This window comes from Serratia nematodiphila DZ0503SBS1 (assembly GCF_000738675.1).
GTDB classification, from domain to species: Bacteria; Pseudomonadota; Gammaproteobacteria; order Enterobacterales; family Enterobacteriaceae; genus Serratia; species Serratia nematodiphila.
On the sequence record NZ_JPUX01000001.1, the window covers coordinates 3,838,774 to 3,853,236 of the forward strand.

General features: G+C 60.3%; 12 protein-coding genes. 9 read left to right on the top strand and 3 right to left on the bottom strand.

Annotated elements, in window-relative coordinates; all coding sequences use genetic code 11:
• Nucleotides 1-106: 106 nt before the first annotated feature.
• Nucleotides 107-2,485: a phosphoenolpyruvate synthase gene (gene ppsA / locus JL05_RS17685; RefSeq protein ID WP_004931376.1), complete on the bottom strand. Its 2,379-nt coding sequence runs from the start codon at nt 2,483-2,485 to the stop codon at nt 107-109.
• Nucleotides 2,486-2,944: 459 nt separating this feature from the next.
• Between ppsA and ppsR the strand changes: the two genes are divergently transcribed.
• From ppsR to JL05_RS17735, 9 genes are all read left to right on the top strand, one after another.
• Nucleotides 2,945-3,805, top strand: coding sequence for a posphoenolpyruvate synthetase regulatory kinase/phosphorylase PpsR (gene ppsR / locus JL05_RS17695; protein WP_049239973.1), 861 nt, complete (start codon nt 2,945-2,947; stop codon nt 3,803-3,805).
• A gap of 197 nt (nt 3,806-4,002) precedes the next feature.
• Nucleotides 4,003-5,049 (top strand): 3-deoxy-7-phosphoheptulonate synthase, encoded by a 1,047-nt coding sequence (locus tag JL05_RS17700; protein WP_004931381.1) that lies wholly within the window; start codon nt 4,003-4,005, stop codon nt 5,047-5,049.
• A gap of 105 nt (nt 5,050-5,154) precedes the next feature.
• Nucleotides 5,155-5,640: a glutathione peroxidase gene (locus tag JL05_RS17705; protein ID WP_015377714.1), complete on the top strand. Its 486-nt coding sequence runs from the start codon at nt 5,155-5,157 to the stop codon at nt 5,638-5,640.
• A 171-nt stretch (nt 5,641-5,811) separates the two neighbouring features.
• Nucleotides 5,812-5,994, top strand: a complete 183-nt coding sequence (hemP, locus tag JL05_RS17710; RefSeq protein ID WP_033633196.1) for a hemin uptake protein HemP — start codon at nt 5,812-5,814, stop codon at nt 5,992-5,994.
• A 94-nt stretch (nt 5,995-6,088) separates the two neighbouring features.
• Entirely contained in the window at nt 6,089-8,131 is a 2,043-nt protein-coding gene (locus JL05_RS17715; RefSeq protein ID WP_033633197.1) for a TonB-dependent hemoglobin/transferrin/lactoferrin family receptor, read from the top strand.
• 66 nt (nt 8,132-8,197) lie between these two features.
• The gene (locus tag JL05_RS17720; RefSeq protein WP_015377711.1) at nt 8,198-9,235 is read left to right on the top strand and encodes a hemin-degrading factor; all 1,038 of its coding nucleotides are present in this window, start codon (nt 8,198-8,200) and stop codon (nt 9,233-9,235) included.
• Entirely contained in the window at nt 9,232-10,062 is an 831-nt protein-coding gene (locus JL05_RS17725; RefSeq protein WP_033633198.1) for a heme/hemin ABC transporter substrate-binding protein, read from the top strand. Before JL05_RS17720 ends, JL05_RS17725 begins: the two co-directional genes overlap by 4 nt.
• A complete protein-coding gene (locus JL05_RS17730) occupies nt 10,062-11,066 on the top strand; it encodes a FecCD family ABC transporter permease (protein ID WP_004931394.1) in 1,005 nt (334 codons plus the stop codon). Before JL05_RS17725 ends, JL05_RS17730 begins: the two co-directional genes overlap by 1 nt.
• The gene (locus tag JL05_RS17735; RefSeq protein ID WP_033633199.1) at nt 11,059-11,844 is read left to right on the top strand and encodes a heme ABC transporter ATP-binding protein; all 786 of its coding nucleotides are present in this window, start codon (nt 11,059-11,061) and stop codon (nt 11,842-11,844) included. The genes JL05_RS17730 and JL05_RS17735 overlap by 8 nt, the downstream gene beginning before the upstream one ends.
• A gap of 33 nt (nt 11,845-11,877) precedes the next feature.
• Here JL05_RS17735 and JL05_RS17740 read toward each other — a convergent pair whose 3' ends face one another.
• Together JL05_RS17740 and JL05_RS17745 are read right to left on the bottom strand one after the other, a co-directional pair.
• Nucleotides 11,878-13,320: a protein adenylyltransferase SelO gene (locus JL05_RS17740; protein WP_033633200.1), complete on the bottom strand. Its 1,443-nt coding sequence runs from the start codon at nt 13,318-13,320 to the stop codon at nt 11,878-11,880.
• 256 nt (nt 13,321-13,576) lie between these two features.
• The gene (locus JL05_RS17745; RefSeq protein ID WP_004931399.1) at nt 13,577-14,308 is read right to left on the bottom strand and encodes an EAL domain-containing protein; all 732 of its coding nucleotides are present in this window, start codon (nt 14,306-14,308) and stop codon (nt 13,577-13,579) included.
• Nucleotides 14,309-14,463: the final 155 nt, after the last annotated feature.

The window sequence follows — 14,463 nt, forward strand, 5'->3', positions numbered from 1 at the left end:
TTTTTCGTCGAATTGATTATTTTACGCGCCGTTATTTACATTCGGAAATAAAAAGGCCGCAGCGTTAACTGCGGCCCGACGTTAATGCCTCAGTGAGGCCGAGACATTATTTCTTTTTCGACAAATTGATCCAGGTCTGCACCACAGTGTCCGGGTTGAGCGACAGGCTGTCGATGCCCTGCTCCATCAGCCACTCGGCGAAGTCTTCATGGTCAGACGGGCCCTGGCCGCAGATGCCGACGTATTTGCCGTGGCGCTTGGCCGCCTGAATCGCCATCGACAACAGCGCTTTCACCGCCTCGTTGCGCTCGTCGAACAGTTCCGACACTACGCCGGAATCGCGATCCAGCCCCAGCGCCAGCTGAGTCATGTCGTTGGAGCCGATGGAGAAGCCGTCGAAGTGCTCGAGGAACTGATCCGCCAACAGCGCATTGGACGGGATTTCGCACATCATGATCACTTTCAACCCGTTTTCGCCGCGTTTCAGCCCCTGACGCGCCAACTCGGCCACCACCGCTTCCGCCTGCGCCACGGTGCGCACGAACGGCACCATGATTTCGACGTTGGTCAGCCCCATATCGTTACGCACGCGTTTCACCGCCTCGCACTCCAGCGCGAAGCAATCGCGGAAACTGTCGGCCACGTAACGGCCGGCGCCGCGGAAGCCCAACATCGGGTTCTCTTCGTGCGGTTCATACTTGTCGCCGCCCACCAGGTTGGCGTACTCGTTGGATTTGAAGTCGGACAGACGCACGATCACGCGCTTCGGCCAGAAGGCGGCGCCCAGCGTCGCGATGCCTTCGGTCAGGCGACCGACGTAGAACTCGACCGGGTGATCGTAACCCTGCATCAGCGCGCGAATTTCATTTTGCAGCGCCGGCGTCTGCTGGTCGAACTCCAGCAGCGCGCGCGGGTGCACGCCGATCATGCGGTTGATGATAAATTCCAGCCGAGCCAGGCCCACGCCTTCGTTCGGCAAACGCGCGAAGTCGAAAGCGCGATCCGGGTTGCCGACGTTCATCATGATCTTCAGCGGCAGATCCGGCAGCTCGGTCACTTCGGAGCTCTGCACGCTGAAGTCCAGCATGTCGCTGTAAACGAAGCCGGTGTCGCCTTCCGCGCAGGAGACGGTGACTTTCTGGCCGTCTTTCAGCACGTCGGTGGCGTGGCCACAGCCCACCACCGCCGGAATGCCCAGCTCACGGGCGATGATCGCCGCGTGACAGGTGCGCCCGCCGCGGTTGGTGACGATCGCGGCGGCCTTCTTCATGATCGGCTCCCAGTCCGGGTCGGTCATGTCGGTCACCAGCACGTCGCCCGGCTGGATGCGATCCATTTCGCTGATGTCGTGGATCACTTTCACCGGTCCGGCGCCGATGCGGTGGCCGATGGCGCGGCCTTCCACCAGCACCGGGCTGGTGCCGTTCAGCTGGTAGCGTTCCATGGTCTGCTCGTTGGAGCGTACGGTCTCCGGGCGCGCCTGCACGATCAGCAGCTTGCCGGTATGGCCGTCTTTCGCCCACTCGATATCCATCGGGCGGCCGTAATGTTTTTCGATCAGGATCGCCTGCTGCGCCAGCGCCTGCACTTCTTCATCCGTCAGCGAGAAACGGCTGCGCTGCGCTTCCGGCACGTCTTCGATGCGCACCTGCTTGCCGTGATCCTGCGACGGCGCGTATACCATGCGGATCTTTTTCGAACCCAGGTTGCGGCGCACGATCGCCGGCTTGCCGTTTTGCAGCGTCGGTTTGTGCACGTAGAACTCATCCGGGTTCACCGCGCCCTGCACCACCATTTCACCCAAGCCGAAAGCGGAGGTGATGAAGACCACCTGATCAAAGCCGGACTCGGTGTCGATGGTGAACATGACGCCCGAGGAGGCCAGATCCGAGCGCACCATGCGCTGTACGCCGGCCGACAACGCCACGCCGCGGTGATCGTAGCCCTGGTGCACGCGATAAGAGATGGCGCGATCGTTGAACAGCGACGCGAACACGTGCTTGATCGCCACCATTACGGCGTCGATGCCCTGCACGTTGAGGAAGGTTTCCTGCTGACCGGCAAAGGAGGCGTCCGGCATGTCTTCCGCCGTGGCGGAGGAGCGCACCGCAAAGGAAGCTTCCGGTTCGCCGTCGGCGAGCTGTTGGTAAGCCTGATGAATTTCACGCTCGAACTCGGCGTGGAACGGCGTGTCGATCACCCATTGGCGGATCTGGGCGCCGGCCTTGGCCAGTTGGGCAACGTCGTCAACGTCAGTCTGATCCAGTAACTGATAGATGCGCTGGTTAACACCGCTTTGTTCGAGGAAATCGTTAAACGCCTGTGCGGTGGTGGCAAAACCGTTAGGCACGGCCACGCCCAAATCGGAAAGATTGGTGATCATTTCACCGAGGGAGGCATTTTTGCCGCCGACACGGTCAACGTCGTGCATGCCAAGCTGGTTGTACCAAAGCACATTACGCAAGTCTGGGCCATTGTTGGACATCGAGACAATCCTTATTGCTATCAGTAGGGTAAAGACGGATTTAATTCGCTTGCTTTACGGCACCGCTAACACGGAGCCGAATCAGACTAGCACACTGATCCGGGGAAAATGGAAAGGTGAATCGATCAACCCACTGAAGAAAGTGGTTTTTAAGAGAATGTCCTAACCGGCTGATTTGCCTGGGAACCGTTCCCAATCGCACGAAAAGCTTAGTTCTCAACAAATTACGCTCTTTTTAAAATTCTGTTTTAATGACCACGCAAACGCTATCGTTTTTGGTGAAAATAGCGGCAAATTTACGTTTCGGCTCGAACAGCGTCGCTGCGCCGCGATTTCTACCGCCGCCAAAGCGCGCTTTTCTTCGCGCGCCGCCGCAAGGCGGTTTACCGCCCCGCCATCACAATTTTTTCCCTCGCCCCTTTACCGGCGAATCGTCTGCGGCTCATGATATTGGCAGTGATGACAGCAGGAACACCGTTTTCAGGTAAGGAGCCTCGGGTGGAAAGAAGCGTTTTTTATATTTCGGATGGTACGGCGATCACCGCCGAAGTGCTGGGGCACGCGGTGCTGTCGCAGTTCCCGGTCACGGCGACCACGTACACCTTGCCGTTTGTCGAAACCGAGGCGCGCGCACGCGCAGTTCGCCAACAAATCGATGATATCTATAATGAAACCGGTGTACGGCCGCTGGTGTTTTACTCCATCATCTCGCCGGAAGTGCGCGACGTGATCGTTCAGAGCCAAGGCTTCTGTCAGGATATCGTGCAGGCGCTGGTCGGCCCGCTGCAGGGTGAGCTGGAGGTGGAGCCGACGCCGGTGCCGAACCGCACCCACGGCCTGACCGCCAGCAACCTCGGCAAATACGACGCGCGCATTGCCGCCATCGACTATACCCTGGCGCATGACGACGGCATCTCGCTGCGCAACCTCGATCAGGCGCAGGTGATCCTGCTCGGCGTGTCGCGCTGCGGCAAAACCCCCACCAGCCTTTATCTGGCGATGCAGTTCGGCATCCGCGCCGCCAACTACCCGTTTATCGCCGACGATATGGACAATTTGCACCTGCCGGCCTCGCTGAAACCGTTTCAGCATAAATTATTCGGCCTGACCATCGATCCGGAGCGCCTGGCGGCGATCCGCGAAGAACGGCGTGAAAATAGCCGCTACGCTTCATTGCGTCAGTGCCGCATGGAGATCGCCGAGGTCGAAGCGCTGTTCCGCAAAAATCAGATCCGCTACCTCAATACCACCAACTATTCGGTCGAAGAGATCTCCACCAAAATCCTCGACATTCTTGGCATGAGCCGCCGCATGTTTTGATCTTTTCCTCGCGGGGCCGCTGTGCCCCGCCGTCTGCCGTTTATTTCAGCAGCAGCTGATTTTTTTGTGCTTTTTTTCGCGGCTTTGATCAACAGAACGCAATCTCTACGGTTGAATTCAGCGCTTTTTGCGTTATTGTGATCGCCATCACTTCCCGGCACTCCTGCCGCAGAGAAGAACAGTTTCCAGGGAACAACATGCACAAAACAGATGAACTGCGGACCGCGCGCATCGACAGCCTCGTCACGCCGCAAGCGTTGGCGGACAAGCTGCCGATCTCGGCGGCCGTCGCCGATAACGTGACAGCGTCACGCAAACGCATTGAAAAAATCCTCACCGGCGAAGACCGCCGCCTGCTGGTGGTGATCGGCCCCTGCTCCATTCACGATCTCGACGCCGCCGTCGATTACGCCGGCCGGTTGAACGCCCTGCGCGAACGTTACCAGGACCGCCTGGAGATCGTGATGCGCACCTATTTCGAAAAACCGCGCACCGTCGTCGGCTGGAAAGGCCTGATCTCCGATCCGGCGCTGGACGGCACCTTCCAGGTGAACCGCGGCATCGAAATGGCGCGCCGCCTGCTGCTGGAAGTGAACCAGCTCGGCCTGCCGACCGCCACCGAATTCCTGGACATGGTGGTTGGCCAATATATCGCCGACCTGATCAGCTGGGGCGCCATCGGCGCGCGCACCACCGAAAGCCAGATCCACCGTGAAATGGCCTCGGCGCTTTCCTGCCCGGTCGGCTTCAAAAACGGCACCGACGGCAACACCCGCATCGCCATCGACGCCATTCGCGCGGCGCGCGCCGGGCACATGTTCCTGTCGCCGGACAAACATGGCCAGATGACCATCTACCAGACCAGCGGCAACCCATATGGCCACATCATCATGCGCGGTGGCAAAACGCCGAATTACCACGCCAGCGACATCGCCGCCGCCTGTGACAGCCTGCGCGAGTTCGATCTGCCTGAACACCTGGTGATCGACTTCAGCCACGGCAACTGCCAGAAAATGCACCGCCGCCAGTTGGAAGTGGCCGACAACGTCTGCCAGCAGATCCGCGCCGGCTCCGCCGCCATCACCGGCGTGATGGCGGAAAGCTTCCTGGTGGAAGGCACGCAGAAGATCGTCGCCGGCCAACCGCTGACCTATGGCCAGTCGATCACCGATCCTTGCCTGAGCTGGTCCGACAGCGAACAGCTGCTGGCGATGCTGGCGGATGCGGTCGATAGCCGTTTCTGACGCAACACAGGCCGGGGCCTCGCCCCGGCTTTCTCCCTTCTGTCCCACTCATCTATACTGATTGCAACGCTTTAGCACCCGCCGAAACGCACTGGGAGCCCCGGCATGATTCACTCTCTGTTATCCATCCCCTGCGTCACGCTGCAGGGCGAGCAAAAAACGCTGGGCGATTTCCCGGCGCGCGCTTACCTGGTGGTCAACACCGCCAGCAAGTGCGGCTTCACCCCGCAATACCGCGGGCTGGAAAATCTGTGGCGATACTATCGCGAGCGCGGCCTGATGGTGCTCGGCTTCCCCTGTAACCAGTTTGGTTCTCAGGAACCGGGCAGCCCGCTGGAGATCGCCAATTTTTGCAGCCTTAACTACGGCGTCAGTTTCCCGCTGTTCAGCAAGATCGACGTTAACGGCCCCGGCGCGCACCCGCTGTTCAATGAGCTGAAACGCCTGGCGCCCGGCATTCTGGGCAGCCGCCGCATCAAATGGAACTTCACCAAGTTCCTGCTCACCGCCGACGGCCAGCGCGTGACGCGCTTTGCGCCGATCACCAAACCCGAACGTCTGTTTGACCGCATCGAAACCCTGCTGAAATAACGCCCCTTTTTTACGGGCCGAGTGCGCTCGGCCCGCCGCAGGATGCCCGTTCGACAAAAAGGTTCCATCGGTAAGAAAATTTTCCTTGATGTCACCTTTCCTTCACATGATAATGATTCTCAGTTTGATATTAATTACCATTTAATAATCTGTTTTTTAAGCACAATGATGATGGATACTGCCAACACGCCAACCCCCGCCGCCGCGGCCCCGAACGAGCACAGCGCAAACGCGCCGCCCAGCTACGACAGCGCACAGCTGCTCGGCGCCGAAGGCATCGCGTTCATTACCCATCAGGGCCAGCGCTATCAACTGCGGCAGACCAAAGCCGGGAAATTGATCCTGACCAAATAACCACAGAATCCTCAAACGCCAGCCACCCCGATCGTTTGATCCAGGCAGCCAGCAAATCTATTGATATGTTTTATTACATACGGAGAGTTGCACCATGCCTCTGACATTTTCCACCCGGCTGCGTTTTTCCGCTTTGAGTCTGGCGATTGCCTGCGCTCTGCCTACGGTGGCCTTGGCACAAAACACCAGCACAACATTTTCTTCCAACGCGGCGCAGGCGAAAAAAACCAAAGCCGCCGACGAGACCATGACCGTGGTCGCCACCGGTAACCAACGCAGCAGCTTTGAAGCGCCGATGATGGTCACGGTCATCGAAGGCAATTCGCCGGAAAGCCAGACCGCCACCTCCGCCGCCGATATGCTGCGGCGCGTGCCGGGCATCACCGTCAACGGCACCGGGCGCAGCAACGGCCAGGATGTGACGATGCGCGGCTATGGCAAGAACGGCGTGCTGACGCTGGTCGACGGCATTCGCCAGGGGACCGATACCGGCCACATCGGCGGCACCTTCCTCGATCCGGCGCTGGTCAAGCGCATTGAAATCGTGCGCGGCCCCTCTGCGCTGCTGTACGGCAGCGGCGCGCTGGGCGGCGTTATCGCTTACGAGACCGTCGATGCCGCCGATCTGCTGCTGCCGGGTCGCGATAGCGGGTTCCGCGTCTACGGCACCGCCGGCACCGGCGATCACAGTCTGGGCATGGGCGCCAGCGCCTACGGCAAGACCGATAACCTCGACGGCCTGCTGTCGTTCGGCACCCGCGATGTCGGCAACCTGCGCCAGGGCAACGGTTTCGACGCCCCTAACGACGAAACCATCAGCAACGTGCTGGCCAAAGGCACCTGGAAGATCGACGACAATCAGTCGCTGAGCGGCGATCTGCGTTATTACAACAACGATGCCCAAGAGCCGAAAAACCCGCAGACGCCGGGCAGCTCAAGCGGCAACCCGATGACCAACCGTTCCACCATTCAGCGCGACGCCGCTCTGAGCTATAAGCTCAAGCCGGTCGGCCAGGATTGGCTGGACGCCACCGCCAGGCTGTACACCTCGGAAGTTAAAATCAATGCGCACAACGCCGGCGCGACCGACGAATTCCGCAAGCAGACCACCAACGGCGGCAAGCTGGAAAACCGCACGCGCCTGTTCGCCGACAGCTTTGCGTCACACTTGCTTACCTACGGCTCCGAGGTCTATGAACAGAAACAGCAGCCGGGAGGCGCCACCACCAGCTTCCCGCAAGCCAAGATCAACTTCGCCTCCGGCTGGCTGCAGGATGAAATTACGCTGCGCGACATTCCGATCACCGTGCTGGCGGGCACGCGCTACGACGATTATAAAGGCAGCAGCCAGGGCCACGAAGACGTCAAGGCTGACAAATGGTCTTCCCGTGGCGCCCTGAGCTACTCGCCGACCGACTGGCTGATGCTGTTCGGCTCCTATTCCCAGGCCTTCCGCGCCCCAACCATGGGCGAGATGTACAACGATTCGCGCCACTTCCCCGGCAACTATTGGGTGCCTAACCCGAATCTGCGGCCGGAAACCACCAGCACCACCGAAGCCGGTTTCGGCTTGCGCTTCGATGATCTGCTGCTGGCGGATGACAGCCTGCAATTCAAGGCCAGTTACTTCGATACCGACGCCAAAGACTACATCTTCATGTATGTCACTCGAACGCAGACCGCCTCAGCGAATATCTCTCGCGCCAAGATTTGGGGTTGGGACACCTCGCTGAACTACCAGACCAAGTGGTTTAACTGGGATCTGGCCTACAACCGCACACGCGGCAAGGACAAGTCTCGCAATGGCGAGCTGAACGCGAAAAGCGGCGATTGGCTGGCCGACATCAGCCCGGATACCGTCACCAGTTCGCTGGACGTGCCGCTGGGCGACACCGGTCTGTCCGCCGGCTGGGTCGCCACCTTCGCGGAACGCGCCACTCGCGTACAAACGGGGACGCCGGAGCAAGGCGGCTATGGCGTCAACGACTTCTATCTGAGCTACAAGGGCCACGATCGTCTGCAGGGCATGACCACCACCGTGGTGTTGGGCAACGCCTTCGACAAAGAATACTACTCGCCGCAGGGCGTCCCGCAGGATGGCCGCAACGCCAAACTGCTGGTCAGCTACCAGTGGTGATCATTTGACTATCAGGCGGACACCCGGTGTGTCCGCCATTCGCATTACAGCGCAGGAGAATCCCGCATGAGCAACACCCTATACGAACGCTACCAACAGGCCAAAATCGACCACCCAGGCAAATACGCCCGCGATCTGGCGGCGATCCTCGGCGTCAGCGAAGCGGAACTGACGCACGCTCGCGTTGGCCACGACGCCCGCCGCCTGCAGGCCGACGCCCGCACGTTGCTGACCGAACTCGAGCAAGTGGGCGTCACCAAGTCCATCACCCGCAACAGCTATGCGGTACATGAGCAGATGGGCCGCTACCGCAACCAGCACCTCAACGGCCACGCCGGGCTGATCCTCAACCCGCGCGAGCTGGATCTGCGCCTGTTCCTCAACCACTGGACCAGCGTTTTCGCCATGAGCGAAACCAACAAGCGCGGCGTGCGCCACAGCATTCAGTTCTTCGACCAACAGGGCGATGCGCTGCACAAGGTCTATACCACCGAAGAAACCGATCTGCCGGCCTGGATGGCGCTGGTGGAGCGCCATCTGAGCGAAGAAAACCCGGCGCTGGCCCTGCAGCCCGCCGAGGCGAGCACCTCGGATGAAACGACGCAAGATCATGCCAAAATCGACGCTGAGTGGCGCGCGATGACCGACGTTCACCAGTTCTTCCAGCTGCTGAGCCGCAATAAGCTCACGCGCCAACAGGCCTTCCGCGCCGTCGGCGACGATCTGGCCTATCAGGTAGACAACAGCGCGCTGTCGCAGCTGCTGGAAGCGGCGCAGCAGCAGCAAAACGAGATCATGATCTTCGTCGGCAACCGCGGCTGCGTGCAGATCTTCACCGGCCAGATCGAACGTTTGATGCCGCAGGAAGGCTGGATCAACGTGTTCAACCGCCGCTTCACGCTGCATCTGATTGAAGGCGCCATCGCCGAAAGCTGGATCACCCGCAAACCGACCAAGGACGGCATCGTCACCAGCCTGGAGCTGTTCGCCGCAGACGGCACGCAGATCGCGCAGCTGTATGGCCAACGCACCGAAGGCCAGCCGGAGCAAACCCAGTGGCGCGAACAGGTTGCTGCGCTCGCCGCCAAGGATATCGCCGCATGAAATCTTCCTTGATCCGCCGCCTGGCGTTGATGATGTCGCTGGCGCTGCCGCTCACCGCCGCGGCGGCACAGCGCATCGTCTCGATCGGCGGCGACGTGACGGAAATCGCCTTTGCGCTCGGCGCCGGCGACGACGTGATCGCCCGCGATAGCACCAGCCTACATCCGGAAGCGGTGAAAAAGCTGCCGGACGTCGGCTATATGCGCCAGCTGAACGCCGAAGGCATTCTGGCGCTGAAGCCGACGCTAGTGCTGACGACCGAGCTGGCACAGCCGGCGCTGGTGCTCAAACAGCTGGCGGACAGCGGCGTCAAAGTGGTCAGCGTGCCGGGTGACACCACCCTGCAGGCGGTGCCGCAGAAGATCGCCGCGATCGCCGCCGCGTTGCAACGCGTTGAGCAAGGCAAGCAGTTGAGCGAGCGCTATCAACAGCAGCTAGCGGCGGTCGATACCACTCCGCTGCCAGTCAAGGTGCTGTTCGTGATGAGCCACGGCGGCATTACGCCGATGGCCGCCGGGCAACACACCGCCGCCGACGCGGTGATCGCCGCCGCCGGCCTGAAAAACGCCATGCAGGGCTTTGACCGCTACCGTCCGCTGTCGCAGGAAGGCGTCATCGCCAGCGCGCCGGATCTGTTGCTGGTCACCACCGACGGCGTGCGCACTCTCGGCGGCGAACAGCAGCTGTGGACGCTGCCGGGCCTGGCGTTGACGCCGGCAGGAAAGCAGCGTCGCGTGCTGATCGTCGATGACATGGCGCTGCTGGGCTTCGGCCTGGAAACGCCGGCGGCGCTGGCCAAGCTGCGCCACGCGGCGGAGCAAAAGTAATGCGCTGCCGCACCTCGCCTCAGTGGGCCATCATCGGTCTGCTGGTGCTGCTGACGCTGCTGGCGCTGGTCGCCGCCAACCTGGGCGCGCTGACGCTGTCGTTTCGCACCCTGTGGCGCGAACCGTTCAGCGACGCCGCCTGGCACATCTGGCTGAATATCCGCCTGCCGCGCGTGCTGCTGGCGGTGGTGATCGGCTGCGCGCTGGCCGTGTCCGGCGCCGTGATGCAGGGGCTGTTCCGCAACCCACTGGCGGATCCTAGCCTGCTGGGCATCAGCAGCGGCGGCGCGTTGTTTGTCGCGCTGTTCATCGTGATGCCGCTGGCGTTGCCGGTGACGATCGCGCTATACGGCCATATGCTGGCGGCGTTCCTCGGCAGCCTGCTGGTATCGTTATTGATCTACGGCATCAGCCGTAGCGGGCATGGCAATCTGTCGCGACTGCTGCTGGCGGGCATCGCCATCAACGCCCTGTGCATGGCGGCCATCGGCGTGCTCTCCTACGTCAGCAGCGATCAACAGCTGCGCCAGTTCTCGCTGTGGATGATGGGCAGCCTCAGCCAGTCGCAGTGGCCGACGCTGGCGGTTTCCGCCTCGCTGATTTTGCCTACGGCGCTGCTGACGCTGCTGCAGGCGCGCCGGCTGAACCTGTTGCAGCTGGGGGATGAAGAGGCCCACTACCTCGGGGTTAACGTCCAGCGCGCCAAGCTGCAGCTGCTGTTGCTGAGCGCCCTGCTGATCGGCGCGGCGGTGGCGATGAGCGGCGTGATCGGCTTCGTCGGTCTGGTGGTGCCCCATCTGGTGCGCATGCGCCTCGGCGGCGATCACCGCTGGCTGCTGCCCTGCTCCGCGCTGGGCGGCGCCTGCCTGTTGCTGGTCAGCGATACGCTGGCGCGCACGCTGGTGGCGCCGGCCGAAATGCCGGTGGGGTTGATGACCAGCCTGATCGGCGGTCCTTACTTCTTGTGGCTGGTGATGCGCCAGCGGGAGCGAACCGGTGGATAACGCCGCCTGCCTGACGGCCCGAGAGCTGCGTTACAGCCTCGGTGCGCGCCGCCTGATCAACGACGTTTCGCTCAGCCTCGCCGGCGGTGAAATGGTGGCGATTATCGGCCCTAACGGCGCCGGAAAATCGACGCTGCTGCGCTTGCTGACCGGCTATCTGACGCCGGACTGCGGCGAATGCAGGCTGCTTGACCGCCCGCTGGAACACTGGGCGCCGCAACAGTTGGCCAAAGTCCGGGCCGTGATGCGCCAGTACAGCGATCTGGCGTTTTCCTTCAGCGTGGAAGAAGTGGTCAGCATGGGGCGGGCGCCGCACGGCAAACGCGACCAGCATCAGGCGATCCAGCAGGTGATGGAACAAACCGACTGCCTGGCGCTGGCGCAGCGCGACTACCGTCAGCTTTCCGGCGGCGAACAGCAGCGGGTGCAGCTGGCGCGGGTGTTGGCGCAGCTGTGGCAACCGCAACCGTCCCCCGCCTGGCTGTTTCTCGACGAGCCGACCTCGGCGCTGGATCTGTACCACCAGCAGCACACCCTGCGCCTGCTGCGCTCGCTGACGCGCCAACAGCCGTTGGGCGTCTGCTGCGTGCTGCACGATCTTAATCTGGCCGCGCTGTACGCCGATCGGATCCTGCTGTTGCATCAGGGGCGCCTGGTGGCGAGCGGCACGCCGCAGGAGGTGCTGCAGACGGAGATCCTCACCCGCTGGTATCAGGCCGATCTCGGCGTAGTACATCATCCCGAAGTGCCGCTGCCGCAGGTCTACCTGCGTCAATAACGTCAAGGGCGCCATTAGGCGCCCTTTTTCATCTCAGCTGGAGCAGGAAATCTCCAGATGCTTGCCCCAGTCCGGCGGCAGCGCGGCGAGATCGTCATACTCCGGCGCCTCGTCGAACGGCCGCAACAGGGCCTGATGCAACCGCCGCAAACGGCCCACGTCGTCTTTCTCCGCATCCTCAATCGCCTGCTGCGCCAGATAGTTGCGCAGGATCAGGCGCGGGTTCACCGCCTTCATCGATCGTTGCCGATCCGCATCGCTCACCTGCTCCTGTTGCAAACGCTGACGATACTGCTGATACCAGGCATCGAACGCCGTACGGTCAATAAACTCGTCGCGCAGCGGCGACTGCGCCTGCTGCTGTTCGGTCTCGCTCAACAGGCGGAACGTGCGGGTATAGTCCCGCCCTTCCTGCGCCATCAGGCTCAACAGGCCGGTGAGCACGTCATTATCCTGCGCCGTCGGCGTGAAGAAGCCGAGTTTGGCACGCATCTGTTCACCGTAAGCGCGCATCAGCGCCGGTTCATACGCCGCCAGCGCCTGCTGCAGCTGTTCAGTGGTCATCAGCCCAGACAAGGTTTGCGCCAGGCGATGCAGGTTCCACAGCGCCACCGCCGGCTGATTATCAAAGGCATAACGCCCTTGATGGTCGGAATGGTTACAGATATAGCCGGGCTGGTAGTCATCGAGGAAGCCGTAAGGGCCGTAATCGATGGTGATGCCGAGAATCGACATGTTGTCGGTATTCATCACGCCGTGGGCGAAGCCGACGGTTTGCCAATGGGCGATCAGGCGCGCCGTGCGTTCGACCACGTCGGTAAACCACAACAGATAGCGATCGGCCTGATCCTGCAGCTGCGGCCAGTGACGGGCGATGACAAAATCCGCCAGCTGCCGCACCTGCTCCGGCTGTTTGCGGTAGTAAAAGTGTTCGAAGTGGCCGAAGCGCACATGGCTTTCCGCCACCCGCAGCAGCATCGCGCCGCGTTCCGGCTGCTCGCGAAATACCGGTTGTTGACTGGTGACAATAGTTAACGCACGCGTGGTGGGGATCCCCAGATGGTGCAACGCCTCAGAGGCCAGAAACTCGCGGATCACCGAACGCAGCACCGCGCGGCCATCACCCATGCGTGAATACGGCGTCAGCCCGGCGCCCTTCAGGTGCCAGTCGCGGTGGCTGCCGTCCGCCATGACCTGTTCGCCCAGCAAAATGCCGCGGCCATCGCCCAGTTGCCCGGCCCACACGCCGAACTGGTGGCCACTGTACACCTGCGCCAGCGGCTGCATGCCCGGCAGCAGCGTTTCTCCCGCCCAAATCGGGGTTTTATCCTGAGTAAACCAACTTTCATCCAGCCCCAGCTCGCGCGCCAGCGGCTCGCTATGGTACAGCAGGCGCGTATCCTTGAGCGGCGTCGGATTCAGAGCGGTGTAGAAACCAGGTAACTGTTGGTAGTAAGCGTTATCGAACTGCGGCATAGGCCCTCCGTTTCAGCGTAGTGTAGAGCGTGAACGGGCGGATTAACACCGAAGGAATGCAGGGAGAACGCATCCGCCTGCCGTCAGGACGGATGCAGGGAGTTTGGCGCTTCCGCCTGGCGGTGGGAACGCGGTTTAACGCTGGCGGACAAACGCGATTATCAGCCCCAAACGAGGTGAATAACGACGGCGGAATCACGTTAACCTCACCCCGCGCATTATTTACCTCATAGGGTGTAGTTTTTTATATCACTTCTTAATTATTGAACTCGCTGGGCATCGTCAGCAAAGCTTGCAGATTATCCACACCAACGCTGGGCCATAAAAAACCTTGCAGGCCTAAAACACCGGCGTATCTGAGTTTATTAAAATACTCTTTTTTCTCTATTCCTCCGACGATCACGCCGTTACATAACAGGTTGATATTCTTTAACAACGAGTCAATGACCACGTCATACCCCTGATGGGTAAACAGCTGCCAGTAAAAACGTTTGTCTATCTTTACGTAGTCAAACAAACCATCGTACAACGCGGTCAACGTGGCCTTACCAGAACCGAAATCATCGAGCCACAGCGTAAACATTTCGCTTAATCGCCGCACGCTCGGGTTGTTCTTACCGGCCGAAAGATTCGGAAAACTCTCACTCATTTCAAATGCAATAAAAGGATATTGCCCGATCCTTTGGCACAACGCCGAATCGGAAAGAATAAGCTCAACGATGGTTTCTTCGATATTGATGGTCAACTGTACGTTGTTATCGGTAAACCAAGCCGCATGCTGCTCCGCAAGTTTCAGTTGCTCATTAAATAACTCAATCCTTTGTTCAGGCGCCAATAAATTAATCCCAATTTCGGCCGGCATGGCTAAATCACCGTCGAGACTGTTGAAACGGCTCAACATTTCCACCGCCAACAGCCCGCCCTCCATTGAGTAAACAGGTTGAAAAACATAGCTACTAATAAAGTCAGCTTCGAGTTGGATGTTCATTTTAATGCCACAGGATGAATGGCTAGCGTATCATCGTATATCAATACATTTTATCGATCAATCCCTCTGGGATTAATCGGAAATATCAATGTAAATACCCATGAAATATCATTTAATTGATAGATTAAAGCTATACGACAATCGTAAAAGGCGCA

Coding starts and splice junctions, on each gene's coding strand:
- ppsA (WP_004931376.1), bottom strand. CDS start 2,485: ATGTCCAACAATGGCCCAGACTTGCGTAATGTGCTTTGGTACAACCAG.
- ppsR (WP_049239973.1), top strand. CDS start 2,945: ATGACAGCAGGAACACCGTTTTCAGGTAAGGAGCCTCGGGTGGAAAGA.
- JL05_RS17700 (WP_004931381.1), top strand. CDS start 4,003: ATGCACAAAACAGATGAACTGCGGACCGCGCGCATCGACAGCCTCGTC.
- JL05_RS17705 (WP_015377714.1), top strand. CDS start 5,155: ATGATTCACTCTCTGTTATCCATCCCCTGCGTCACGCTGCAGGGCGAG.
- hemP (WP_033633196.1), top strand. CDS start 5,812: ATGGATACTGCCAACACGCCAACCCCCGCCGCCGCGGCCCCGAACGAG.
- JL05_RS17715 (WP_033633197.1), top strand. CDS start 6,089: ATGCCTCTGACATTTTCCACCCGGCTGCGTTTTTCCGCTTTGAGTCTG.
- JL05_RS17720 (WP_015377711.1), top strand. CDS start 8,198: ATGAGCAACACCCTATACGAACGCTACCAACAGGCCAAAATCGACCAC.
- JL05_RS17725 (WP_033633198.1), top strand. CDS start 9,232: ATGAAATCTTCCTTGATCCGCCGCCTGGCGTTGATGATGTCGCTGGCG.
- JL05_RS17730 (WP_004931394.1), top strand. CDS start 10,062: ATGCGCTGCCGCACCTCGCCTCAGTGGGCCATCATCGGTCTGCTGGTG.
- JL05_RS17740 (WP_033633200.1), bottom strand. CDS start 13,320: ATGCCGCAGTTCGATAACGCTTACTACCAACAGTTACCTGGTTTCTAC.
- JL05_RS17745 (WP_004931399.1), bottom strand. CDS start 14,308: ATGAACATCCAACTCGAAGCTGACTTTATTAGTAGCTATGTTTTTCAA.